Source organism: Pseudomonas sp. MRSN 12121, from assembly GCF_000931465.1.
Lineage (GTDB): Bacteria > Pseudomonadota > Gammaproteobacteria > Pseudomonadales > Pseudomonadaceae > Aquipseudomonas.
In genome coordinates this window covers 4,196,425-4,219,733 of sequence record NZ_CP010892.1, presented here as the reverse complement: position 1 = coordinate 4,219,733, position 23,309 = coordinate 4,196,425, and the positions used below count along the sequence as shown (strand labels likewise).

Here is a 23,309-nt window from a genome sequence, read left to right as displayed (position 1 = left end):
CGAGGCTCGCTGTCCGTTCAAGGGCCGGGAAAGGTCTGGGACGAACTCAGGGCCGCCGCGAGAGAAGCCGGGGCCGTGCCAATGCAGCGCTCGAACGCCGGCTGCCGGAGCAATTGCCGCATGGCCCGGGCGTGCCGCTCGGGCAGGTCGGCGCCGGGCTGCAGCAGGCTCAGGTGATAGCTCAGCGCCAGGGCGAACAGCTGGCTGCAGGGCGAGAGCCGGTCGAGCGTCGCGGGGTCGCAGTCGCCCGCGAGCAAGGCGTCGGCCTGGGTGAATTTCCAGGCGAGGTTGAGCAGGGGGTCCTCCGGGTCGGCGTGGCCGAGTATCTCCTCGATCAACTGGCGGCTGCGCGGCAGTGCCTGGACAGGCGTGAGGCCGGGCTGGTTGAGGCCCATCAGCGCCAGGCAGGCGGCGGCGCGAAACGCCGCGGGATCGCCCTGGGCGACGCTGGCATCGAGCAGGATGGACAGGGTATCGAGCAGGGCCTCCAGGCGGATCTGCGGATGGTCGGCCAGTTGCAGGGCCAGGGCGCTGACGAAACCGTCGCGCATGTCGCTGGCCGCCGAGGGTTCGACGGCCGCGCGTGGGCTGTGCAGGGGCTTGTCGCGGTAACCCAGTTGCGCCGCCACCCGGGCCAGGACCACCGGCGGCGAAATCGGCTTGGCGATATAGTCGGCGGCCCCCAGCAGCAGGCCCAGGCGCTCGTCTTCGACGCTGCTGCGCGAGGTCAGGAAAATCACCGGGATGGCCGCGGTCGCCGGGTGCCGCTTGAGCTCGCTGAGCACCTGGAAACCGTCCATCCCGGGCATCAGGATGTCGAGGACGATCAGGTCCGGGCTGGCACTGTGGGCCAGTTCCAGGCCGCGCTCGCCGTTCTTCGCCAGCAGCACTTCATACTCGGCGGTCAGGGTTTTCGAGAGCACGATCAGCGACTGCGGGTCGTCGTCGATCGCCAGGAGGGTATAGGGCTTGGACGCGGGCTCGGCGGGCATGACGGAGGCCTGGAGGGAAGAGGGCGGCAGTTTATCCTATTTACCTTGTGCTGCCGCGTCGCTGCATGGCCGCAGGGCTTGCGGGTGGCGCTCATTCATCAAAGGTGTAGCGGTCCTTGCCGCTGTGCTTGGAGTGGTACAGCGCCCGGTCGGCCTTGACCAGTGCCTGGTTCAGGCTGTCGCTGTCGCCTACCCGGGCCAGGCCGATGCTGACGGTCACCGGGTGCGGCGTGGCGGCTTCGCGGATCACCCGGCACAGGCGCTCGGCCAATGCCTGGACGTCGTCGCGACGCACCCCCGCCAGGTAGATGGCGAACTCTTCGCCCCCCAGGCGCGCATAGTCGAAGCCGGCCATGACCTCGCGGATATCGGCGGCCACCCGCTTGAGCACTTCGTCGCCGCTGTCGTGGCCGTACAGGTCGTTGACCTTCTTGAAGTTGTCGACGTCGATCATCGCCAGGTAGTGGTCCGGTTCGCGCGGCCGGGCGTGCAGGCGTTCGTTGGCCCGGGCCATGAACGAGCGGCGGTTGGGGATGCCGGTCAGGGTGTCGTTATAGGCCTGCTCCAGCAGCAGCTTGGACATGATGTAGGTGTGCAGCTTGGCCTGGCGCAGCTTGATGAAGCTGTAGAGGGTCAGGGCGGTGAGGAACAGCGCATAGACCAGCAGCATGGTGCCTCGCAGCTCCAGCACCGAGATCCCGGTCATGACGAAGGGGTCGAGGATCACCCAGGTCAGCGCGATGGTGGCGAAGAACGACCAGCGCCGCAGCGGCAGCACCGAAGCGCTGTAGAGAATGCTCGAAGCGCCGAGCAGCAGCCAGTCGGGGCGCAGTTCGAGCGGCAGGCCTTCGATCATCAGGCGGATGCCGATGCCGATGAGCAGCACGAAGACCAGGTTGAGCCACTGGAAATGCCGGGCCTGGCGGATGAAGGCCAGCACGACGGCGTTGATCGACAGGGCGGCAAGGAACGCCATCGAGTACAGGGTGAAACCCTGCTTGCCGGGGAAGCTGACGATCAGGTTGAACAGCAGCCAGATGCAGATGCTGGCGACGTAGATCAGCACGCAGAAACGGTGCAGCCGTTCGAAATCGTACTGGGCGAACTCGGCCTTGAGGGCCGGCGGCGTCGCCTGTTTCAGCAATTGCGCTTCAAGGGTCTTGAGCATGGCGGGCCTTGGAGGTGGACGGGTGGGCGGGGGCCGCCCGGCGCGCGCGGACCGCAGGTGGCCCAGGAGCTGAATGAAAGCAGCGGGCCGGGCGCTTGTCCAACGCGGGCGGGCGCGCCGCGGCTTATTCCTTGCGCCGGGTCAGGCCGGAGACGATCGCCACCAGCAACAGGCTGATGCCCCAGCCGATAAGGGTTTGGAGCCAGATCAGGAGCCGGATGCCGTGGCCCCATTCAAGATTCCTGAGTTCATCCCAATAGCTAGGGAAGGGCGTCGGTGTGATCGGGCCCCAGTCTTTTTCCTGTTGCAGGTCGACCAGCGACAGCAGGATGTCCAGCGAGTAAGCACCGGGGCTGAAGCCGGTGTACTCACCACGCAGGGCCTTGCAGGTGTACCAGTTGCCAATCTCGGCAGGACGCTCGCTGGCGGGGTGGAGGCGTTGCCAGGCCTCGCCATATTCGGGGGTACAACTGGCGTACACCTCGTTCTGGAACACCAGCGGGTTGCTGGGGGCGAACACCTGGTGTTCGACGGCGGCGTACCAGTAGACACTGGTGCATACCAGCCAGGTGCCGAAGAACCAGGCGAGCAGGCGCATGGGGCGGTAACCGAAGCCGGTGAAAAGGCCGTAGAGCGAATGCAGGCCCAAGGCGGGTAGGCGGTACAGCCACTGCAGGCCGCGAGGCATGCCAGCGGGGGGCTGGCCAATCAGACCGACTTTGCGCAGGCGTTTTTCGAATGCCACGCCTACGGCGCGAGCTTCCTCCGCATGGCCCATGTCTTCCAGGACGTGCTGAAGATGACGCCAGGGCTGCGGGCGGAATTTGCTGGCCGAACCTTTAAGGCCGTCCGCCCCGGTGTTTGCCGGTATCTGCCGATCGAGCCAGTCGATCCGTTCCTGGGCTCTCAAGGGCGCCTCGGTTGTCAGGAAATCGTAGGTGAACCCATTGAGGCCGATTTCCTTGCCCCAGGTGCTCGCGTCATCGTGCAGGGTGCCCACGTGGGAGCTGCTGAGGGTCGCGTTATCAAGAGGGACGGCCAGCTTTGTCAGGATCAGGACACCCTCGACATGGGCATCTTGAACGATCAATGTCTTGCCGTTCTCTTCTTTGTCCGTTCCTTCAAAACGAGCCTCTTTGAGGCTGAATTGCCCCCTGATATGGGCGCCAGAAAATCTGACGGGCCCCTGAGAGTGAAACCCGGTGGTGAGAAAGGCGCTCCCTTGGACAGTGATGCCGTCGGCGCTCAGTGCCGACCCATCCGTCGCCTTGAAACTACAGTCCCGACAATTGAGCTGTCCTTTGATGACCGCCCCGTTCAGGCAGACCTCACCGAGCGCGATGAACTGGTCTGCGAATTGGACACTGTGAGCGACCAGGCCGTCCGCGACCAAGGCATAGCCACCCTGGCCATCCAGGCGAGTGCCACGCAACAACAAGGAAGCACCAATCTCGGATTTCTGCAGATTCATGCATTCCCTGGTCGTCAGATGGTCCAGGTACATCGCGCCCGAAACCGACATCAGATCGGCTTTGAGACTTTTACAGTGGCTGTGGGCAAGATTGAGGGTGCCTCTTACCGATGCGCCTCTCAGGCTCAGATTCTGCAGATCGCAATGGATTAGCGTGATGCTCGCGTTGATCTGGGTTTCCCTGAGCTCCAGATCGCCTTCGATAGAGGCTCCCTTCAACATCACCCCGAGTTCATGGACGGGGTTCAACTCGTCGCCACCCAGAATCAGAAAGCGCAGGAAGCCTGCCCGAATGGTGTTTGCTGAGGTGGCGGTGCTGGGGCGTTGCGCCGAAAGTTCGGTTATCACTCCCGACAACGCGTTTTCCAGAAGAAGTTTTTCGGCAGGCTTCAATGGCAGAAAGTCCGCTAACGAACGCCCATGGGGAACGGCCATCGGCTTACTCCTTCACGCTGCGGACGGTGGCGGCCTGGAGCCTGAAGGGCACGGAGGGATGGGACAAAGCCCGAGGCATAAGCGGAACACGCATAAAAACTTCCCTGTAGGATCGCCGGGTGGCAAAAGGCCGGCAGTATGCCACCGGCTAGTCGTCCCCGACAAAAACACAAACCCCAGCTCCTGCCAGGGTGTGCGAGATTCAGGCACCGAGCACTCAGGGATCGACCTGCGCCATCAACTCCGGCACCGACTCCGGGCGCTTGGCGTAACGCTGGGCCAGCACCGCGCAGACCATCAGCTGGATCTGGTGGAACAGCATCAGCGGCAGGATCAGCACGCCCATGGTGCTGCCGGCGAACAGCACCTGGGCCATGGGCACGCCGGTGGCCAGGCTCTTCTTCGAGCCGCAGAACAGGATGGTGATGCGGTCTTCCTGGTTGAAGCCGAACAGTTTGCTCAGCAGGCTGGAGGCCAGCAGCGCCAGGGCCAGCAACACGCAGCAGGCGACGACCAGCCCGGCCAGTTGCCACAGCGGGATCTGGTGCCAGATGCCTTCGTTCACCGCCTCGCTGAAGGCGCCGTAGACCACCAGCAGGATCGAGCCCTGGTCGACGAATTTCAGCCAGTTCCTGTTGCGGCCCACCCAGGCACCGATCCAGCGGCGGGCGATCTGCCCGGCAATGAAGGGCAGCAACAGTTGCACGCTGATCTTCACGATCGCATCCAGGGTCGAGCCGGCATCGCCGTGCACATTCAGCAGCAGGGTCACCAGCAGCGGGGTGAGGAAGATCCCGAACAGGCTGGAGGCTGCCGCGCTGCAAATGGCCGCCGGCACGTTGCCCCGTGCCAGGGAGGTGAAGGCAATCGCCGACTGCACCGTGGCGGGCAGGGCGCAAAGATAGAGCATGCCCAGGTACAGCTCGTTGCCGATCAGCGGCGATAGCAGCGGCTTGAGCGCCAGGCCGAGGAGCGGGAACAGCACGAAGGTCAGGCTGAACACCAGCAGGTGCAGGCGCCAGTGGCCGGCGCCGGCGATGATCGCCTCGCGCGACAGCTTGGCGCCATGGAGGAAGAACAGCAGGGCGATGGCGGCGTTGGTCAGCCAGCTGAAGCCTGTGGCCACCTGGCCGCTGGCTGGCAGGAAGCTGGCCAGCAGCACCACGCCGACCAGGGTCAGGGTGAAATTGTCGGGCAGAAGTCGGGAACGGCTCATAACGAAATCATCCAGGGGTTGCCAGGGCGGTGGGGCGACTCTAACGTGATGCCGGACTGCCGACTAACGCCAATGAGCCAGTAAATGCCGCCTAAAGGACATGAAAAGATCGTCCGCCGCAGTATTCCCGGTCTGCCGAGCCTGCCGCGGCCGGTGTACGGGCGCACCGAATCGCTGCCCAACCGCGCGCTGACCCGGCGCCACAGCCATCCGTGGGTGCAATTGTCCTACGCCATCCAGGGCGTGCTGGAGGTGCAGACCAGCGCCGGGCGTTTCGTCGCCCCGCCGCAGCGGGCGGTGTGGATTCCCGCCGGCATGCCGCACAAGGTGTTCAGCTCGCCGCGTACCGAAATGCGCAGCCTGTACCTGGATTGTCGCGTCACCGCCTGGGCTGGCGACAGCTGCCAGGTGCTGGCGGTGAGCAGCCTGTTGCGGGAACTGATCCGCGCCTTCAGCGAATTGCCGGTGGAATACGCCGAAGACGGCGCCGACGGCCGCCTGGCCCAGGTGCTGCTGGACCAACTGGCCGCCGCGCCACAGCTCGACCTGATGCTGCCTCTGCCCCAGGACCCGCGCCTGCGGCAGATCTACCGCAGCCTGCAAGCCCACCCCGACCAGCCCACCACCCTGGGGCAGTGGAGCGGGAAGTTGGGGGTGGCGGAAAAGACCCTGAGCCGGCTGTTCCTGCACGACACCGGCCTGACCTTCCGCGCCTGGCGCCAGCGTTTGCGCCTGCTCGGCGCCCTGACCCCGCTGGAGCAGGGCGAGCGGGTCACGGATGTGGCGCTGGCCTGTGGTTATGACTCGACCTCGGCCTTTATCGCCGCATTCAGGCAGCAGTTCGATGAGACGCCGGGGGAGTTTTTTCGTCAGGGGTAAAACGGCAACGACCGATGGCGAATTCAATAGTTACAAGTGGACTCAACGAAAAGTAGGGTAATCAGATTTTTCTTATTGCGTTCTACTTGTTTTGTCGAATTTCCAAGTGCTTTGTTTTATGAGTTTTTCGGAAGGAAGTATTTTGAGTTTTAAGACGATTCTTAATCTGATGTTTGACGGTGGAGCTTGATTTTCCGTTCAGGCGATAATTGAGCGGTTTTTCATCGGGTAGAGTCAATGGTTCATGGCAAAAATATCGGCTTTTCTTGTTTTTTTATTGTTTGGAAATATAGCTTTTGCAGCTTGTGTCACTGCTCCAAGTACCCTGGAAGTTATTCGTTTTCCGGGCAGCGTCAGTAGTATCGTGACGCGCCACGTCGCTGTTGGTAGCAGTATGTATGAGCATATACAAGGTCGCTCGACCTCGGGGAGGGTGGGCAACTGTGACAGGCAAACTCCGGTTGAGTTTGTGATCGATGACAGTTCAATGGTGCCAGGCTCGGGACCAGCAAGGTATAAGACAAATGTTGAAGGTGTAGAAGTTCAGATAGGGTTCAGCTTTTTTCCCAACAGTACGGATGTACATGTCGCTGGGCCTTATAAGGCCATAGTGGATCCGGGGAGTTCGTTGTTTATTCCCACTACCATGGTTATCAAGTTCATACGCACAGGTAGTCAGATTGCCAGGAAAGGCGTCATCGATATTAATTATTCTGCTTCATTAAATGTGAATGGAAGTCCTCTGATCATCTTTGATGCCAGGAATGTGAAGCTCAACTTTTCGCAAGATATCTACATGATGGCATGCGCTACGGCCACCCATCCCGTTACGGTGTTAATGGGGACTACGAACACCGTTGTCATTGCCTCCGATCGTGCTCCGAGTAAAAGAATGGCATTCGAGGCGAAGTGTTCGGGGTCTTTGGGAGCGACCAGCCCGGTAAGGGTTTACTTTGATGGGGACGTTACCCCGGATGGGCTTCTTCGGATCAATAGGGAAGGCGAGCCTGGCTCGGCGACGGGGGTGGCTATCGCGGTACTCGATGGCAGAGGAAACAAGTTGCCCTTCAAGGACCGGGCCAAATCCATTGGCCTGACGTGGCTCCGTGGCAATGACCTTGAAGCCTATTATGGTTTCGAAGGTACTGCGAGGTATGTTCCCAATGGTAAAACGTTGAAGCCCGGCAGGGCGGACGCTTCCTTGATCTATGTACTGGATTACAACTAAGGGACCAGCGGCGTGGTTTGGATAAGCCGGTGAGTGCTGGAAGAAGGGCTGGAAGGAATGGCAAAAGCTGTTCCGGCCTCTGCAGCGGCCGCCGCACCCTCGATCCTGGATGCGGTGCCTGTTCATTCAGCGCATTGACCAATACTCGCCTTAAGCCGGCGTCAGCCGCTCCGCCTTGCTCGGCGCCGCCACGGCCAGCGGCGCGAAGCTCTGGGCCTGGGCCATGTTCCACATGCGCGCATAGAACTCCGAGCTGATCGGCCGTTGCAGCAACTCGCCGGGTTCGAGGAACACGTGGATCTGCGAGAACAGCCGGACTTCGGTGGTGGTCAGGCGGCGCACCAGGTGCTTGGCCTGCAGTTGCGCGGGGTGGTCGAGGCCGGCGGCGCTGAGCATTTCGCCAAGGGCCACCAGGGTGTTGCGGTGGAAATTGTGCACCCGCTCGGCCTTGTCCGTGACCTGCAGTGCCTGCTGGCGCAGCGGGTCCTGGGTGGCGACGCCGGTAGGGCATTTGTTGGTGTGGCAGCTTTGCGACTGGATGCAGCCGATGGCGAACATGAAGCCGCGCGCGGCATTGACCCAGTCGGCGCCGATGGTCAGCACGCTGGCGATGTCGAAGGCGCTGATCACCTTGCCGCTGGCGCCCAGCTTGATCTGCGACCGCAGCCCCGCGCCCACCAGGGTGTTATGCACGAACAGCAGGCCCTCGCGCATCGGCATGCCGATATTGTCGGTGAACTCCCGCGGCGCGGCGCCGGTGCCGCCTTCCTTGCCGTCGACCACGATAAAGTCCGGCTGGATCCCGGTCTCGAGCATGGCCTTGACGATCGCCATGAACTCCCACGGGTGACCCACGCAGAACTTGAAACCCACCGGCTTGCCGCCGGACAGGTTGCGCAGCTTGACGATGAATTCCAGCAACTGCATGGGCGTACTGAACTGCGAATGCCGCGCCGGCGACACGCAGTCCTGGCCCATCTGCACCCCGCGGGTCCGGGCGATTTCGGCGGTGACCTTGTGCTTGGGCAGGATCCCGCCATGCCCCGGCTTGGCGCCCTGGCTGAGCTTGATCTCGATCATCTTCACTTGCGGGTGGCTGGCCTGCTCGGAGAAGCGTTGGGCATCGAAATGGCCGTCCAGGGTGCGACAGCCGAAGTAGCCGCTGCCGATTTCCCAGATCAGGTCGCCGGCGAATTCCTGGTGGTAGGGGCTGATGCTGCCTTCCCCGGTGTCATGGGCGAAGCCGCCGAGCCGCGCGCCTTTGTTCAGGGCGCGAATGGCGTTGGCGCTCAGCGCGCCGAAGCTCATCGCCGAGATGTTGAACACCGAGGCGCTGTAGGGTTGCAGGCAGTCCGGCCCGCCGACCACCACGCGGAACTGGCTGGGGTCGCAGGCATCGCCGGGGACCATCGAGTGGCTGATGAACTCGAAGCCGGGTTGGTAGACATCGGCCAGGGTGCCGAAGGCCTTTTCCGCCGGCTGGTTCTTGGCGCGGGCGTAGACCATCGAGCGTTGCGCACGGGAGAAGGGCAGCTTCTCGTCATCGCCTTCCAGCAGGTACTGGCGGATTTCCGGGCGGATCGATTCGATCAGGTAACGGATATTGCCGATGATCGGGTAATTGCGGCGCACGGCGTGATGGCTTTGCAGCAGGTCGTTGAGGCCCACCAGGCTCAGCACCCCGGCCAGGACGATCAGCCCCTGGCCCCAAAGGCTGGCGGGCCAGAACAGCAGGCCGGACAAGGTAAGGACAAGGCACAGGGTCAGGGCCGCGTAGCGACTCAACAGCGATATTTTCATGGTCGTTCCTTGGGCAAATCGCAAGACATGGGTTCAGGCGGGCAAGCAGGGAGGTCTCACTCCGAGTTGCGGATCTGCTGGTAGCGCTCCTGCAGTTCCTGACGCTGCTGCTTGCGCAGCAGGCCCTGGGCGTAGCGGCGTTTTTCGATGGCGGTTTCCGGCACGAAGGCGCGCACCGGGTGCGGGCGCCCGTCGGGGTCGACGGCGACCATGGTGAAGTAGCAACTGTTGGTATGGCGCACCGTGCGCTCGTGGATGTTCTCGGTCATCACCTTGACCCCGACCTCCATCGACGTGCGGCCGGTGTAGTTGACCGAGGCGAGGAAGGTCACCAGTTCGCCGACGTGAATCGGTTCCTTGAAGATCACCTGATCCACCGACAACGTGACCACGTAACGCCCGGCATAACGCTTGGCGCAGGCGAAAGCCACTTCGTCGAGCAGCTTGAGCAGGGCGCCGCCGTGCACGTTGCCGGAGAAGTTGGCTTTGTCGGGCGTCATGAGCACGCTCATGCTCAGTTGATAACTGCCTGGTTCCATGGGGGACCTCATCATCAGTGCTGCCCGATGCGCCGTAGAGTTGGGTCTAGAGCCTGCGGGCAGCTTTTGGCTGGAGGTCTGGAGGGTAATAAGAAGCGTAGATAGTTAGCTAGCTATCTTTTGAAATGAGCTGTTGCGAGGATTGCAACAATGCGCGGGACTATTCGATGGCTTAGGCGCTACGCAGACTCTGTAGCCGCTGCCGAGCCCCAGCGAGACTGCGATCGGGCGCCTGCGCCCGCCAAACCTGAATCCACGATTTGAGCGATGGAACAGAGGCGGGGGCCCCTATCCGCTTTACTGCGATTGCGATGGTTCCCTGTGCACCGTCGACGCTCGATAGCCCGCGCTAGCATCCATGCTGGCGCCGCCGTTTTGGGACGGCGTCATCGGTGGCAAAAGATCGAATGCGGGATCAATAGTGATAGCGACGGATTGCTTGCTTAAGACTGAAGTCCGTCTTCGGCGGGTTGTCCACGAGCCGCGCAACGATGAAGAGCTTATCGACATCATCGACCATGTGCCGCATGTAACAGTGGACCATTCGGTAGCGTTCTATGGCGAAGTAGGTATTCATGATTTGGATTTTTTCGTCCATATCGCCGTCATCACCGACATTGCCTGCACCTGGCCCGAAAACATTGTGGCTTTCGAACAGCAGGTAACCACCCGGCTTGAGCAGCGACGCCAGGTGCTTCATGTAGTTTTCAAACCCCATGTTGAGGTTGCCATCAATGGTGTGGTGATTGGAAAACGACAGCACGACATCGAATTTCTTATCGGTGGTAAATACCGAAAAATCGCTTTCTATGAACTCTATGTTGTCGCGCTTCAAATAACGCGCGGTGTCCTTCGCCACTTTATTGAGAAACGGGTTGAGTTCGACGGCCGTCACCGATTTCGCCAGGCGCGAACAATAGACCGAGACAAAACCGCAGTTGCTGCCGATGTCCAGTACGTCGGCGCCCTTCAATTCTTCGTCGACAGCGTATTGCTTGAACCTAAAACCGGTAGGCTTCAGGCCTGTGATCCCCAGCTCTTCCAGGCCCTGATAGAAATATCCCTGGCTGTATTGCTGCTTCTTTGGCCAGTTCCTCTGCTGCTCCTTCAAATGCCCCCGCAAACGCCTCTGGATGAACAGCGTGCCTTTGAAGAGCCCCTTCCAGAAATCAAAAAATGAAAGCCTGACGCTGTATGGAATTTCCATCGATAACCCTGAAATAAGACGTCGAGAGTGGTGAGCCTCCCACACTATCGGCCGCGGGTGGATTCGCATGAGGCGGCGACATTGCAGGTGAGCACCGGAACGAAGCCTGCCGATGGGACGAGAGCTCAAGATCAAAAAGCCAAACGCGACCTATCGGCCGGCGCCGAACCCTGTAGCCGCTGTCGAGCCTTGGCGAGGCTGCGATCGGCCCGTAGGGCCGCCAAGCCTGCCACCTCGTTGAATCTGGAAAAACGCGGTGCCTGCCTTGGCGAGTCCTGCGGCCTCGATCGCAGCCTCGCCAAGGCTCGGCAGCGGCTACGGAGACCACCTTCTCAGCCAGGCCGGCCGGTAGGCCGCCGTCTTGCTTTTGATCTGAGCGCCCCGTTAACCACGATGGCCGAACGCAGGCATGCCGAGCCTCAGCAAGGCACCGAGTGGAGGGGCAAGAGCGTTTTGCTTACTTTGGCCTGGGCCGGCATTCCGGATTTTCCAAAGTGAGCCGCTGTAAGAGCGGAACCGCCAGTGGCCGTTACCGCAGCAACGGATATGTACCCCAATGATGGAGCGAAAAACCTTGAAATGACTGCCCCTAACGGCGAGTCCGGGGTAACAAGCCTGGAGGGCATGTTTACATCAGATATAGAAACGCCTTACACGAGCCGTCGTTAATGGCTGAGTAAATGGGGGTAGCAGCATTTATTTCAGGCCTGTTCTCAATCTCCTTGGGTCCAGCTGTGTTGCCTGTCCTCTGTTATCCCTCTCTTTCCCATGTCACACTCTCTTAAATTTTCCGTTGTTATATATTTGTTTCCGTTGTAGCGGAATAATTGTTTCCTGGGATTACGCGAAGCGCCTTTTTGGGAACAGCTTATTCTGCTCAACCTTCTCCAGGAGAACTCCCATGAGCATCACTCGCTACGGCACCGGCAGCACCGCTGGCGGTGGCCAACCCCGTCCTTTCGCCCGGGCCGTTGAGGCCGACGGTTGGTTGTACGTATCCGGTCAGGTGCCGGCGCTGGACGGTGAAATCATCACCGGCGGCATCGTCGAGCAGACGCATCAGACGATGCGCAATCTGGTGGCGATCCTGGAGGAGGCGGGGTATGGGCTGGAGGATGTGGTGCGGGTCGGGGTGTGGTTGGAGGACCCGCGGGACTTCTGGAGTTTCAACAAGGTGTTTGGCGAGTATTTCAAGCCGGAGCATGCGCCGGCGCGGGCCTGTGTGCAGGCCAGCATGATGGTGGATTGCAAGGTTGAGATCGATTGTGTGGCCTTTAAGAAGAAGGGCTGACTTGCGGCGCTTCTGTGGATGGCTGTAGGGCTGTAGCCGCTGTCGAGCCCTAGCGAGGCTGCGATCGGCCCCGAAGGGGACGCGGCGATTTTGAGATCCATGCGCCCGCGTTGCGGTCGATCGCAGCCTCGCCAAAGCTCGGCAGCGGCTACAGGACGTGTGCGATTTCGGGGGCTACGTAGATGGCCACGCCACTTTTTATGGAATGGTTCTGATATGACCGAAGACAGCATCAAGCGTCGGGCCAAGGGGTTGGACCGGGCGTTCGATATTCTCGATTTCCTCAAGGAGATCGGCCAGCCGCTGCGGCCCAACGATATTGCCAAGGGCGTGGGCAGCCCCAAGTCCACGGTGTACGAGCTGGTGGCGTCGTTGCTGGAGCGGCGCATCCTGGAGCCGGTGGGCCAGGATGGGCATGTGTACCTGGGGCGGCAGTTGTATTTCCTGGGGCAGGCGCATTTGCGCCATTTCGACCTGACCCGCGAGGCCGATTCGGCCTTGCAGGAAATCGTCCGCCAGACCCATGAAACCGCACAGATGTGCCTGCTCAACGGGCGCAAGTACACCGTGGCGCTGATGAAGGAGGGGGAGCGGCATTTCCGTATTTCCTCGGACATCGGCGAGAACGCGCCGCTGCCCTGGACCGCGTCCGGGCGCCTGCTGCTGGGGCATTTGAGCGATGAGCAGATTGTCGAGTTGATCGACGAGCGCGACTTCATTCTTCCCGACGGCGAGCGCCTGCCATTGGCGACCTTCTTGACGGAAATCCGCCAGGCCACCGAGGCGGGTTTTTTCTCGTTCGACAGCGTGGCCGACACCTTCACCCATTGCTTCGCCGCGCCAGTGCGGGATGCGCGCGGGGTGTGCGTCTGCACCCTGTGCATCGTCGCGCCGCGGGCCGATGCGCAGAACCATTATGACCACTACCGCCGGGTGCTGATCGACAGCGCGAATCACCTGGCCCGCCGTATCAACGACTAATGCCTGTGCTCCGAGGAGTTCGAATATGTCTTCTGCCTTGATCAATGCCGCGGTGGAAAAGGGGGCGGCCCCAGCCGGCGCCAGCCTGGTGCGCGACGTCAGCCTGCCGGCCCTGGTGCTGCACCGCGCGGCGCTGGAACACAACATCCGCTGGATGCAGCAGTTTGTCAGCGACAGCGGCGCCGAACTGGCGCCCCACGGCAAGACCAGCATGACCCCGGCGCTGTTCCGGCGGCAGCTGGAGGCGGGCGCCTGGGGCATCACCTTGGCCACCGCAGTGCAGACCCGCGCGGCCTACGCCCATGGCGTGCGTCGGGTGCTGATGGCCAACCAGCTGGTGGGCGCCCCGAACATGGCGCTGATCGCCGAGCTGCTGGCCGACCCGGCCTTCGATTTCTATTGCATGGTCGACCACCCGGACAACGTCGCCGACCTCGGGCAGTTCTTCGCCGCGCGCGGGGTGCGCCTGAACGTGATGATCGAGTACGGTGTGGTCGGCGGCCGTTGCGGGTGCCGCAGCGAGCAGGAAGTGCTGGCGCTGGCCAAGGCGATCCAGGCGCAACCGGCCTTGGCCCTGTGCGGTATCGAGGGCTACGAAGGGGTGATTCATGGCGATCACGCCGTGACCGGCATCCGTGAGTTCGCCGCGTCCCTGGTGCGCCTGGCGGTGCAGTTGCAGGACGAGGGGCTGTTCGCCATCGGCAAGCCGATCATCACCGCTTCGGGCTCGGCCTGGTATGACCTGATCGCCGAGTCCTTCGAGGCGCAGAACGCCCAGGGGCGCTTCCTCAGTGTTCTGCGGCCCGGCAGTTACGTGGCCCACGACCATGGCATCTATAAGGAAGCGCAGTGCTGCGTGCTCGACCGCCGCAGCGACCTGCACGAAGGTCTGCGCCCGGCGCTGGAAGTCTGGGCCCATGTGCAGTCGCTGCCGGAGCCGGGGTTCGCGGTGATCGCCCTGGGCAAGCGCGACGTGGCCTATGACGCCGGCTTGCCGGTGCCGTTGCTGCGCTACAAGGCGGGCGTGCTGCCGGCCCGAGGCGATGATGTCAGCGGTTGCAAGGTCACGGCGGTGATGGACCAGCATGCGTTCATGACTGTGGCGCCGGGGGGGGAGTTGCGGGTGGGGGACATCATTGCCTTCGGTACGTCGCACCCGTGCCTGACCTTCGACAAGTGGCGCAGCGGGTTGTTGGTGGATGAGCGGCTGGAGGTGGTGGAGAGCATGGAGACCTGTTTCTGAGGTCTGGCACCTGCTGCGCAGGTGATCGCGGGCAAGCCTCGCTCCTACAGGTGTGAGGCGTACCCTCGATTGCCCGCGATGACGTTCTCCCCGACAACAAAAATATCCGTCAGAGATGCCTCGACCATGAACACCCCCAACCCACGCATCGCCCTGATCGGCGAATGCATGATCGAACTGCAACACCGCGCCGACGGCAGCCTGCACCAGAGCTTCGGCGGCGACACCTTGAACACCGCCGTGTACCTGGCTCGTGAACTGGGCGAGGGCGCTTGCGTCGACTACGTCACCGCGCTGGGTGACGATAGCTTCAGCGATGCGATGTGCCGCAGCTGGGCCGAGGAAGGCATCGGCCTGGGCATGGTGCAGCGCCTGCCGGGGCGGTTGCCCGGGCTGTATTGCATCCAGACCGACGCCCAGGGCGAGCGGCGTTTTCTCTACTGGCGCAACGAAGCGGCAGTGCGCGACTGTTTCACCACACCGGCGGCCGAACCGATCCTGGCGGCGCTGCCGGCGTACGCGGTGCTGTATTTCAGCGGCATTACCCTGGCGGTCCTTGGCGATTTGGGGCGCAAACGGCTGATCGAGACCCTGGTGCAAGCGCGGCGCCGCGGGGCCTGGATCGTCTTCGACAACAACTACCGGCCACGCCTCTGGGCTTCTCTGGAGCAGGCGCAGGCGGCGTATCGCGAGGTGATGGCTTATGTCGATCTGGCGTTGCTGACCGAGGACGACGAACAGGCGCTGTTCGGTTATGGCGACAGTGACGCGGTGTTCGCCGCTTACCCGGATACCCCGGAAGTGGTGCTCAAGCGCGGTGCCGACGCTTGTCTGATTCGCTGCAAGGGCGAGTCGTTCAGCGTGCCGGCGCAGCGGGTGGCGAAGGTGGTGGACACCACGGCGGCGGGGGATTCGTTCAGCGCGGCCTATCTGGCGTGTCGGTTGCAGGGCGGCAGCCCGGCACAGGCCGCCGAGGCCGGGCATCGCCTGGCAAGCCGGGTGATCCAGGTGCCGGGCGCGCTGATCCCCAGAACCTGACGCCATCTTGTAGCCGCTGCCGAGCCCCGGCGAGGCTGCGATCGGCACCGCAGGGGCCGCAAAACCTGGCGATGCGATCTAGCTGAAAGATCGCGGATACCGTCCTTGCGCCGGCGATCGCAGCCTCGCCGGGGCTACATGTTCTGTGCTGGGAGAAAAATCGAGACGCAACCCCATGCCTGTAGCCGCTGCCGAGCGCCAGCGAGGCAGCGATCGGCAACGCAGTCGCCGCCAAACCAGACGCCGCGGTGCGCCAGATGGAATGCGCCGCCTGGTTTCACGCCTGCCTTGCAGGCGATCGCAGCCTCGCTGAAGCTCGGCAGCGGCTACAGGGTGTTGTGAGCGTCGGGGGTCAGTCGCGGAAAAAGACTTGTACCAGGTGATAGCCGAACTTGCTCTTGATCGGCCCGTGCACGGTGCGCAGGGGCTTCTTGAAGATCACCTGGTCGATGGCGCCGACCATCTGCCCGGGGCGCACTTCGCCCAGGTCGCCGCCGCGTTTGCCGGAGGGGCAGGTGGAGTATTTCTTCGCCAGCACGTCGAAGGCTTCGCCCTTGGCGATGCGTTGCTTGAGCTGTTCGGCCTCTTCGGCGGTTTTCACCAAGATGTGGCGGGCTTGGGCTTTCATGGGACGGTTACCTTGCAGCGGTGCGGACGGCGGCCGCGGATTATGCCTGAAATCAGTCCTGCCGGCCGATCATGTCGCGGATCTTCTGCGCCAGGGCCTCGATGGAGAATGGCTTGGCGATCAGGTCCATGCCGGCGTCGAGAAAGCCCTGGCGCTCGGCGGCCTTTTCCGCGTAGCCGGTCATGAACAGGACCTTGAGCCCCGGCCGCCGTTCGCGGGCGATCTCCGCCAACTGCCGGCCGTTCATGCCCGGCAGGCCGACGTCGGTCACCAGCAGGTCGACGCGCTGGTCGGAGTCCAGCAACGGCAGCGCGCTCCTGGCGTCCTCGGCCTCGAAGGCGGTGTAGCCCAGTTCGCCCAGCACGTTGAGCACCAGCATGCGCACCGCCGGGTCGTCTTCCACCAGGATCACCGATTCGCCCGCTACCGCGCACGGCGCTTCGGCACTGCCCGGGGTGTCGTGGTCGGCGGCGATAGTGCTGTGCAGGCGCGGCAGGTACAGGCGCACGCAGGTGCCCTGGCCAGGCTCGCTGGTGATGGTCAGGTGGCCGCCGGATTGCTGGGCGAAACCGTAGATCATCGACAACCCGAGGCCCGTGCCCTGGCCGATGGGCTTGGTGGTGAAGAACGGATCGAAGGCCTTGGCCAGCACGCGCGGGGTCATGCCGGCGCCGTTGTCGCTGACGCCGAGCATCACGTAGTCGCCGGCCTTGACCGGTTCCAGGGTGCCCAGGTCGCTGCCGTTGAGGTAGCTGTTGGCAGTCTCGATGGTCAGCACGCCGCCGTCGGGCATGGCGTCGCGGGCGTTGATCACCAGGTTGAGCAGGGCGTTCTCCAACTGGCTGGCGTCACTGTTGATCGGCCAGACGTTGGCCCCCAGGTTCATTTTCAGCTCGATGTGCTCGCCCTTGGTGTGGTCGAGCAGGTCGTGCAGCGAGCGCACCAGTTGGTTCGGTTGCAGGGGGCGGCGGTCCAGCGACTGGCGCCGGGAAAACGCCAGCAGGCGATGGGTGAGGGCGGCCGCGCGCTTGGCCGAGGACATCGCGGCTTCGGTGAAGCGGCCGATTTCCTCGCTGCGGTTGGCGTCGATGTAGCGCTGCATCAGTTCCAGGCTGCCGATGATGCCGGTGAGCATATTGTTGAAGTCATGGGCGATGCCGCCGGTGAGCTGGCCCACGGCTTCCATTTTCTGCGCATGGCGCAGGGCGTCTTCGGCGCGCTCGCGTTCGAACATCTCGCTTTGCAGGCGCTGGTTGGCGGCGGCCAACGCCTGGGTGCGTTCGGCCACCCGTTCTTCCAGGGTTTCGTTGAGATGGCGCAGGGCTTCTTCGGTGTGTTTTCGCTCGGTCTCGTCGATCACGAAGATGTAGAAACCATTGACCGCGCCGTCGCCGCCGTAGCGCGGCAGGTACTTCATCAGCGCGTGCCGTGCGCGGCCATCGCGGTGCGGCGTGCTGGCCTCGAAGCTGCAGGGTTTGCCGGCCAGGGCGGCGGCGATCTTGTCGGCGCGGGTGGCGTAGATGTCATCCCCCAGCACCTCGCGGATGGTCCGGCCGTACAGCTCTTGCGGAGTCAGGCCGTACCAGTCGAGGTAGGCGCTGTTGTTCAGGCGAAAGCGTTCTTCGTTGTCGACGTAGCCGATCAGCACCGGCATGGCGTTGATGATCAGTTGTAACTCGGTCTGGCTCTGGCGCAATGCCTGTTCCATGCGCTTGCGGTCGGTCAGGTCCAGGGCGGCGCCGAGGAAACGCACCGGGCGGCCGTGATGATCCTTGTAGCAGCGGCCGCGGGCGAAGACCCAGCGGACTTCGCCGTCAGGCTGTTGCAGGCGGTATTCCTCGGCGTATTCGGTGCCGTGGGTGATGCAGTGCTTGATGCTGCGCGCGACCATGCCGCGGTCTTCCGGGTGCACGCCCTTGAGGTACTCGCTGATGGGCAACTGCCCGGCCAGGGCCGGGTCGATGCTGTGCAGCTGGGCGAAGTGGGCATCGGCGATAAAGCGGTCGTCGCCGATATCCCAGTCCCAGGTGCCGACGGCGTCGGTGGCCGCCAGCGCCAGTTGCAGGCGCTCCTCGATTTCATGCTGGGCCTTGAGGCTGGCCGCCGAGCGCTGTTCCAGCTCCAGGGCGATGCGCCGGCGCTCGTTGGTCTCGATGCAGGTGACCAGGATCCCGGCCACCTGGCCGCTTTCGTCGCGGATCGGGCTGTAGGTCAGGTCCAGCCAGACATCCACCGCGCGCCCTTGGCGCTGCAGGGTAAAGGGCTTCTCGCTGAAGCTGCGCACCTGGCCTTGCAGCACGGCGTCGTAGATCGGCGCGGTGAACGCCTCGAATTCCGGCCAGGCCAGGTGCGTCGACTGGCCGAAGGCGCCAGGGTGCTTGTTGCCGGCCAGCAGGGCGAAACCGTCGTTGTAGATCTGCGTCAATTGCGGGCCCCACAGCAGCAGCATCGGCATCGGCGAGTGGATCACGATGTCCGTCGCGGTGCGCAGGCTCTGCGGCCAGTGGTCGACCGCGCCCAGCGGCGTGGCGGCCCAGTCCAGCCGGGCAATCAGGATTTCGGCTTCGCTGCCGGTGGGGGGAGCGTTCATATCGGGGGTGTCGTCTGTTGGTGCGGGGGCGTGGCGGGTATTTCACCCGCTTTTGCCATGGATGACCAGTCCGGGTGGGAAAGGAGATATGGGGGGCAGGTCTGGCCTCATCGCGGGCAAGCCTCGCTCCTACAAGGACTGTGCGTGATCCTGTAGGAGCGAGCGGGCGGCGATCCGACTTGCCCGCGATGCGGCACTCGAGGCTAGCTACGCAATTCCTCCCGATCGCGGAACTGCTCCAGCGCCTCGGGGTTGGCCAGGGCGTCGGTGTTTTTCACCGGCTCGCCGTGCACCACGTTGCGCACCGCCAGTTCGACGATCTTGCCGCTGATGGTGCGCGGAATGTCGCTGACCGCGAGGATCTTCGCCGGCACATGGCGCGGCGTGGTGTTGGCGCGGATCACCTGGCGGATCTGCTCCTGCAGGGCCTCGTCCAGTTGCACGCCGTCGCGCAGGCGCACGAACAGCACCACCCGCACGTCCTGTTCCCAGCTCTGGCCGATGGCCAGGCTTTCCACCACCTGTTCGAGCTTTTCCACCTGGCGGTAGATTTCCGCGGTACCGATGCGCACGCCGCCGGGGTTGAGCACGGCGTCCGAGCGGCCGTGGATCAGCCAGCTGCCATGCGCCAGTTGTTCGGCATAGTCGCCCTGGGCCCAGACCCCGGGGAACTGGCTGAAGTAGGAGGCGCGCAGTTTCTCCTGGTCCGGGTCGCGCCACAGGCCGATGGGCATGGCCGGGAAATGCCGGGTACAGACCAGCTCGCCTTTTTCGCCGATGACGCTGCGGCCCTGGTCGTCCCAGACCTCGACGGCCATGCCCAGGCTCTTGCCCTGCATTTCGCCACGGCGCACCGGCACCAGCGGGTTGCCGATGACGAAGCAGGACACGATATCGGTGCCGCCGGACATCGACGCCAGGCACAGGTCCCGTTTCAGGTCGCGGTACACATAGTCGTAGCTCTGCGGCGACAGCGGCGAACCGGTGCACAGCAGGGTCTTGAGGCTGGCCAGGGAATGGCTCTGGCGCGGTTGCAGGCCGGCCTTCTCCAGGGCGGCCAGGTACTTGGGGCTGGTGCCGAAGACATTGATGCCTTCCTGGTCGATCAGGTCCAGCAGATGCTCCGGTCCCGGGTGGAAGGGCGAGCCGTCGTACAGCAGCACGGTGGCGCCCACCGCCAGCGCGGAAACCAGCCAGTTCCACATCATCCAGCCGCAGGTGGTGTAGTAGAACAGCACGTCGCCCGGGTGCAGGTCGGTGTGCAGGCCATGCTCCTTGAGGTGTTGCAGCAGCACGCCGCCGGTGCTGTGGACGATGCACTTGGGCACGCCGGTGGTGCCGCTGGAATAGAGGATGTACAGCGGGTGGGCGAAGGGCACGGGGACGAACTGCGGTGCGCCGCCGGGGCGGTAGAAGTCGTCCCACAGCGCAACCCGCGCCGAAGTGCGGAACTCGTCGGCACGGGCTTCGGGCCGGGCGTACGGGACGATGACCAGCTGTTGCAGGGACGGCAGGCGTTCGAGGATTTCATTGACCTTGGCGCGCTGGTCGATCTGCTTGCCGGCGTAGCGGTAGCCGGCACAGGTGATCAGCACCTTGGGCTCGATCTGGCCGAACCGGTCGATCACCCCCTGGGTGCCGAAGTCCGGCGAGGAGCACGACCAGATCGCGCCGAGGCTGGTGGTGGCGAGCATGCCCACCAGGGTCTGCCAGGTGTTGGGCAGGCAGGCGGCGACCCGGTCGCCGAGGCCGACGCCGGCGGCGCGCAGGCTCTGTTGCAGGCCGGCGACATGGGCCGCCAATTGCTTCCAGGTCAGTTGTTCGCGCTGGCCGTTCTCATTGATGGCGATCACCGCGACGCCGTCGTCACGGCGCTTGAGCAGGTGTTCGGCGAAATTCAGGGTGGCGCCGGGGAACCACTGGGCGTCGGGCATGCCCTGGCCTTCGACCAGCACCGCGCTGGGCGGCGCATGGAACTCGACGTCGAAGAAGTCGACGATCGCCTGCCAGAAGGCTTCGCGCTGCTCGATGCTCCATTGGTGCAGGGCAGGGTAGTCAGCGATCTGCAGATCATGGCGATGGTTGACCAGGCGCCGGAAGGCTTCCATGCGGGTCTTGCTGATGCGCTCGGCACTGGGTTGCCAGAGTATGTCGGACATGGGTGGCCTCTTGTTCTTCTGGTGCACACACAAAGCAGTTTCAACTCTACTACCTGCCGCTGCCGCAGGTCAGGGGGCTGAGAGGCGAAGCTTTTTTACTGCGCCAGCCAGCCACCGTCGATATTCCACGCCGCGCCACGTACCTGGCTGCCGGCCTCGCTGCACAGGAACAGCACCAGCTCGCCCAGTTGCGAGGGGGTGACGAACTCCAGGGACGGCTGTTTTTCCGCCAGCAAATCGTGCTGCGCCTGCTGCGGGTCGACCCCCGCGGCGATGCGGTCGTCGATCTGCTTCTGCACCAGCGGGGTCAGCACCCAGCCCGGGCAGATGGCATTGCAGGTGACATTGGAGGTGGCGGTTTCCAGGCCCACGACTTTGGTCAGGCCGATCACCCCGTGCTTGGCCGCCACATAGGCAGCCTTGCCGACCGAGCCGACCTGGCCGTGCACCGAGGCGATATTGACGATCCGCCCCCAGCCCTTGGCGCGCATGCCCGGCAGGCTCAGGCGGGTGCTGTGGAACACCGACGACAGGTTGATGGCGATGATCGAATCCCAGCGTTCCACCGGGAATTCTTCCACCGCCGCTACGTGCTGGATGCCGGCGTTGTTGACCAGGATGTCGACGCCGCCGAATTCGCGCTCGGCGTAGGCCAGCATGTCGGCGATCTGCGCCGGGTCGCTGACGTCGGCCGGGTGATGGCCGACCTTGCCGCCGCTGTCTTTATTGAGGCGCGCGACCTCGGCGATCACCGCCGAGGCATCGCCGAAACCGTTGAGGATCAGGTTGGCGCCGGCCTTGGCCAGGCTCAGGGCTACACCTAAGCCAATGCCGCTGGTGGAGCCGGTGACGAGGGCGGTCTTGCCCGCAAGATTGCTCATGGATACCTCACACAATGCCGGTGGCATAGAAAGTGGCGATGACGACGAAGACGGCCAGGGTCTTGATCAGGGTAATGCAGAAAATGTCCTTGTAGGCCTCGCGGTGGGTCAGGCCGGTGACCGCCAGCAGGGTGATCACCGCGCCGTTGTGCGGCAGGGTGTCCATGCCGCCGCTGGCCATGGCGGCCACCCGGTGCAGCACTTCCAGCGGAATGTTGGCGGCATGGGCGGCGCTGATGAAGGTCTCCGACATGGCCGCCAGGGCGATGCTCATGCCGCCCGAGGCGGAGCCGGTGATGCCGGCCAGCAGGGTCACGGTGATGGCTTCGTTGACCAGCGGATTGGGGATGCTTTTCAGCCAGTCCGACAGCACCAGGAAGCCCGGCAGGGAGGCGATCACCGCGCCGAAGCCGTACTCCGAGGCGGTGTTCATCGCCGCCAGCAGGGCGCCGCTGACCGCGCTCTTGCTGCCTTCGGCGAGCTTGCTGCGAATGGCCGAGAAGCCGAACACCAGGACCATCAGGATGCCCACCAGCAGCGCCGCCTGGACTGCCCAGATGGCGGTGAGCTTGGCCACGTCGGTCTGTACCGGGGCGGCCATGCCGGCCAGGGCCAGGCTGTGGGTCTTGCCGTACCACTGCGGGATCCAGTGGGTGAACAGCAGGTTCATCAGGCCCACCAGCAGCAGGGGCGACAGGGCGATCCAGGGGTTGGGCAGCTGGATGTCGGCGGCGGTTTCCGGCTCGTTGCGCAGCTCGGTGCCATAGCCTTCGCCGGCTTTGTGCGCCTTGTTGCGCTGGCGCTGGAGGAACAGCATGCCGGCGCAGAACACGAACACCGTGCCGATCACCCCGAGCCAGGGCGCGGCCCAGGCGGTGGTGTTGAAGAAGGTGCTGGGGATGATGTTCTGGATCTGCGGGGTGCCGGGCAGGGCGTCCATGGTGAAGGAAAACGCGCCGAGGGCGATGGTCGCCGGGATCAGGCGCTTGGGGATATTGCTCTGGCGGAACATCTCGGCGGCGAACGGGTAGACCGCGAACACCACCACGAACAGCGAGACGCCGCCGTAGGTCAGCAGGGCGCAGACCAGCACGATCACCAGCATCGCCTGGCGGGTGCCGAGCAGGCGGATGGCGGCGGCGACGATGGAACGGGAAAAGCCCGACAGCTCGATCAGCTTGCCGAACACCGCGCCGAGCAGGAACACCGGGAAGTACAGCTTGATGAAGCCGACCATCTTCTCCATGAACACCCCGGTGAAGGCCGGTGCCACGGCGGACGGATCGGTGAGCAGGACGGCGCCGAGGGCGGCGATGGGGGCGAAGAGGATGACGCTGTAGCCACGGTAGGCCGCCAGCATCAGCAGCGCGAGGGCTGCCAGGGCAATGATCACACTCATGGTGTGTCTCTCCAGGATTGTTATTTTTGTGGGTGAAGCGTGTGGGGAGGGGCTATAGCGAGTTTTGTGCCATTTATTTAAGTAATTGAAATATAAGGGTTTTTATATTTTGTGAGGTGACGGCGCAGAGTTTTGTCTCTGTTTTGAGATATTTGTTGGTCTTG

General features: G+C 63.5%; 18 protein-coding genes. 6 read left to right on the top strand and 12 right to left on the bottom strand.

Annotation, left to right across the window (positions count from 1 at the left end; all coding sequences use genetic code 11):
* Nucleotides 1-17: 17 nt before the first annotated feature.
* The 4 genes from TO66_RS19175 to TO66_RS19160 all read right to left on the bottom strand — a co-directional run bounded on the left by TO66_RS19175 (nucleotide 18) and on the right by TO66_RS19160 (nucleotide 5,282).
* Entirely contained in the window at nucleotides 18-992 is a 975-nt protein-coding gene (locus TO66_RS19175) for a two-component system response regulator (RefSeq protein WP_044463747.1), read from the bottom strand.
* Between the two features lie 91 nt (nucleotides 993-1,083).
* Nucleotides 1,084-2,160, bottom strand: coding sequence for a diguanylate cyclase (locus tag TO66_RS19170; protein ID WP_044463746.1), 1,077 nt, complete (start codon nucleotides 2,158-2,160; stop codon nucleotides 1,084-1,086).
* Between the two features lie 124 nt (nucleotides 2,161-2,284).
* A complete protein-coding gene (locus TO66_RS19165; RefSeq protein ID WP_044463745.1) occupies nucleotides 2,285-4,066 on the bottom strand; it encodes a hypothetical protein in 1,782 nt (593 codons plus the stop codon).
* 217 nt (nucleotides 4,067-4,283) lie between these two features.
* Nucleotides 4,284-5,282, bottom strand: coding sequence for a bile acid:sodium symporter family protein (locus tag TO66_RS19160; RefSeq protein WP_044463744.1), 999 nt, complete (start codon nucleotides 5,280-5,282; stop codon nucleotides 4,284-4,286).
* Nucleotides 5,283-5,366: 84 nt separating this feature from the next.
* On the opposite strand from TO66_RS19160, the gene TO66_RS19155 reads away from it, so the two are divergent.
* Both TO66_RS19155 and TO66_RS32750 read left to right on the top strand, forming a co-directional pair.
* Entirely contained in the window at nucleotides 5,367-6,161 is a 795-nt protein-coding gene (locus TO66_RS19155; RefSeq protein WP_044463743.1) for a helix-turn-helix transcriptional regulator, read from the top strand.
* A gap of 244 nt (nucleotides 6,162-6,405) precedes the next feature.
* Complete coding sequence (locus TO66_RS32750) at nucleotides 6,406-7,389, top strand: fimbrial protein (RefSeq protein ID WP_082061117.1); 984 nt, start codon at nucleotides 6,406-6,408, stop codon at nucleotides 7,387-7,389.
* 150 nt (nucleotides 7,390-7,539) lie between these two features.
* On the opposite strand, the gene TO66_RS19145 is transcribed toward TO66_RS32750, so the two are convergent.
* From TO66_RS19145 to TO66_RS19135, 3 genes are all read right to left on the bottom strand, one after another.
* Nucleotides 7,540-9,189 carry an FMN-binding glutamate synthase family protein gene (locus tag TO66_RS19145; RefSeq protein ID WP_044463742.1) on the bottom strand — a complete coding sequence of 550 codons (1,650 nt, stop codon included), beginning with the start codon at nucleotides 9,187-9,189 and terminating at the stop codon, nucleotides 7,540-7,542.
* Nucleotides 9,190-9,245: 56 nt separating this feature from the next.
* On the bottom strand, nucleotides 9,246-9,728 hold the full coding sequence (locus TO66_RS19140; protein ID WP_044463741.1) for an acyl-CoA thioesterase: 483 nt from the start codon (nucleotides 9,726-9,728) through the stop codon (nucleotides 9,246-9,248).
* Nucleotides 9,729-10,143: 415 nt separating this feature from the next.
* On the bottom strand, nucleotides 10,144-10,935 hold the full coding sequence (locus tag TO66_RS19135; RefSeq protein WP_044463740.1) for a bifunctional 2-polyprenyl-6-hydroxyphenol methylase/3-demethylubiquinol 3-O-methyltransferase UbiG: 792 nt from the start codon (nucleotides 10,933-10,935) through the stop codon (nucleotides 10,144-10,146).
* Between the two features lie 901 nt (nucleotides 10,936-11,836).
* On the opposite strand from TO66_RS19135, the gene TO66_RS19130 reads away from it, so the two are divergent.
* From TO66_RS19130 to TO66_RS19115, 4 genes are all read left to right on the top strand, one after another.
* The gene (locus tag TO66_RS19130) at nucleotides 11,837-12,226 is read left to right on the top strand and encodes a RidA family protein (protein ID WP_044463739.1); all 390 of its coding nucleotides are present in this window, start codon (nucleotides 11,837-11,839) and stop codon (nucleotides 12,224-12,226) included.
* Nucleotides 12,227-12,442: 216 nt separating this feature from the next.
* Nucleotides 12,443-13,207, top strand: a complete 765-nt coding sequence (locus TO66_RS19125; RefSeq protein WP_044463738.1) for an IclR family transcriptional regulator — start codon at nucleotides 12,443-12,445, stop codon at nucleotides 13,205-13,207.
* Between the two features lie 25 nt (nucleotides 13,208-13,232).
* Nucleotides 13,233-14,450, top strand: a complete 1,218-nt coding sequence (locus TO66_RS19120) for an amino acid deaminase (protein ID WP_044463737.1) — start codon at nucleotides 13,233-13,235, stop codon at nucleotides 14,448-14,450.
* 126 nt (nucleotides 14,451-14,576) lie between these two features.
* Entirely contained in the window at nucleotides 14,577-15,488 is a 912-nt protein-coding gene (locus TO66_RS19115; RefSeq protein ID WP_044463736.1) for a sugar kinase, read from the top strand.
* A 352-nt stretch (nucleotides 15,489-15,840) separates the two neighbouring features.
* On the opposite strand, the gene TO66_RS19110 is transcribed toward TO66_RS19115, so the two are convergent.
* From TO66_RS19110 to TO66_RS19090, 5 genes are all read right to left on the bottom strand, one after another.
* A complete protein-coding gene (locus TO66_RS19110; protein WP_011061856.1) occupies nucleotides 15,841-16,116 on the bottom strand; it encodes a peptidylprolyl isomerase in 276 nt (91 codons plus the stop codon).
* 52 nt (nucleotides 16,117-16,168) lie between these two features.
* Nucleotides 16,169-18,706, bottom strand: a complete 2,538-nt coding sequence (locus TO66_RS19105) for a PAS domain-containing sensor histidine kinase (RefSeq protein ID WP_044463735.1) — start codon at nucleotides 18,704-18,706, stop codon at nucleotides 16,169-16,171.
* 203 nt (nucleotides 18,707-18,909) lie between these two features.
* Nucleotides 18,910-20,865 carry an acetoacetate--CoA ligase gene (locus TO66_RS19100; protein ID WP_044463734.1) on the bottom strand — a complete coding sequence of 652 codons (1,956 nt, stop codon included), beginning with the start codon at nucleotides 20,863-20,865 and terminating at the stop codon, nucleotides 18,910-18,912.
* Nucleotides 20,866-20,960: 95 nt separating this feature from the next.
* Nucleotides 20,961-21,746, bottom strand: a complete 786-nt coding sequence (locus TO66_RS19095) for a 3-hydroxybutyrate dehydrogenase (protein ID WP_044463733.1) — start codon at nucleotides 21,744-21,746, stop codon at nucleotides 20,961-20,963.
* Between the two features lie 7 nt (nucleotides 21,747-21,753).
* Nucleotides 21,754-23,145: a GntP family permease gene (locus TO66_RS19090; protein WP_044463732.1), complete on the bottom strand. Its 1,392-nt coding sequence runs from the start codon at nucleotides 23,143-23,145 to the stop codon at nucleotides 21,754-21,756.
* Nucleotides 23,146-23,309: the final 164 nt, after the last annotated feature.

Excerpts from the sequence above, each read along its gene's own strand:
- TO66_RS19175 (WP_044463747.1), bottom strand. The coding sequence starts at position 992 with ATGCCCGCCGAGCCCGCGTCCAAGCCCTATACCCTCCTGGCGATCGAC.
- TO66_RS19170 (WP_044463746.1), bottom strand. The coding sequence starts at position 2,160 with ATGCTCAAGACCCTTGAAGCGCAATTGCTGAAACAGGCGACGCCGCCG.
- TO66_RS19165 (WP_044463745.1), bottom strand. The coding sequence starts at position 4,066 with ATGGCCGTTCCCCATGGGCGTTCGTTAGCGGACTTTCTGCCATTGAAG.
- TO66_RS19160 (WP_044463744.1), bottom strand. The coding sequence starts at position 5,282 with ATGAGCCGTTCCCGACTTCTGCCCGACAATTTCACCCTGACCCTGGTC.
- TO66_RS19155 (WP_044463743.1), top strand. The coding sequence starts at position 5,367 with ATGCCGCCTAAAGGACATGAAAAGATCGTCCGCCGCAGTATTCCCGGT.
- TO66_RS32750 (WP_082061117.1), top strand. The coding sequence starts at position 6,406 with ATGGCAAAAATATCGGCTTTTCTTGTTTTTTTATTGTTTGGAAATATA.
- TO66_RS19145 (WP_044463742.1), bottom strand. The coding sequence starts at position 9,189 with ATGAAAATATCGCTGTTGAGTCGCTACGCGGCCCTGACCCTGTGCCTT.
- TO66_RS19140 (WP_044463741.1), bottom strand. The coding sequence starts at position 9,728 with ATGGAACCAGGCAGTTATCAACTGAGCATGAGCGTGCTCATGACGCCC.
- TO66_RS19135 (WP_044463740.1), bottom strand. The coding sequence starts at position 10,935 with ATGGAAATTCCATACAGCGTCAGGCTTTCATTTTTTGATTTCTGGAAG.
- TO66_RS19130 (WP_044463739.1), top strand. The coding sequence starts at position 11,837 with ATGAGCATCACTCGCTACGGCACCGGCAGCACCGCTGGCGGTGGCCAA.
- TO66_RS19125 (WP_044463738.1), top strand. The coding sequence starts at position 12,443 with ATGACCGAAGACAGCATCAAGCGTCGGGCCAAGGGGTTGGACCGGGCG.
- TO66_RS19120 (WP_044463737.1), top strand. The coding sequence starts at position 13,233 with ATGTCTTCTGCCTTGATCAATGCCGCGGTGGAAAAGGGGGCGGCCCCA.
- TO66_RS19115 (WP_044463736.1), top strand. The coding sequence starts at position 14,577 with ATGAACACCCCCAACCCACGCATCGCCCTGATCGGCGAATGCATGATC.
- TO66_RS19110 (WP_011061856.1), bottom strand. The coding sequence starts at position 16,116 with ATGAAAGCCCAAGCCCGCCACATCTTGGTGAAAACCGCCGAAGAGGCC.
- TO66_RS19105 (WP_044463735.1), bottom strand. The coding sequence starts at position 18,706 with ATGAACGCTCCCCCCACCGGCAGCGAAGCCGAAATCCTGATTGCCCGG.
- TO66_RS19100 (WP_044463734.1), bottom strand. The coding sequence starts at position 20,865 with ATGTCCGACATACTCTGGCAACCCAGTGCCGAGCGCATCAGCAAGACC.
- TO66_RS19095 (WP_044463733.1), bottom strand. The coding sequence starts at position 21,746 with ATGAGCAATCTTGCGGGCAAGACCGCCCTCGTCACCGGCTCCACCAGC.
- TO66_RS19090 (WP_044463732.1), bottom strand. The coding sequence starts at position 23,145 with ATGAGTGTGATCATTGCCCTGGCAGCCCTCGCGCTGCTGATGCTGGCG.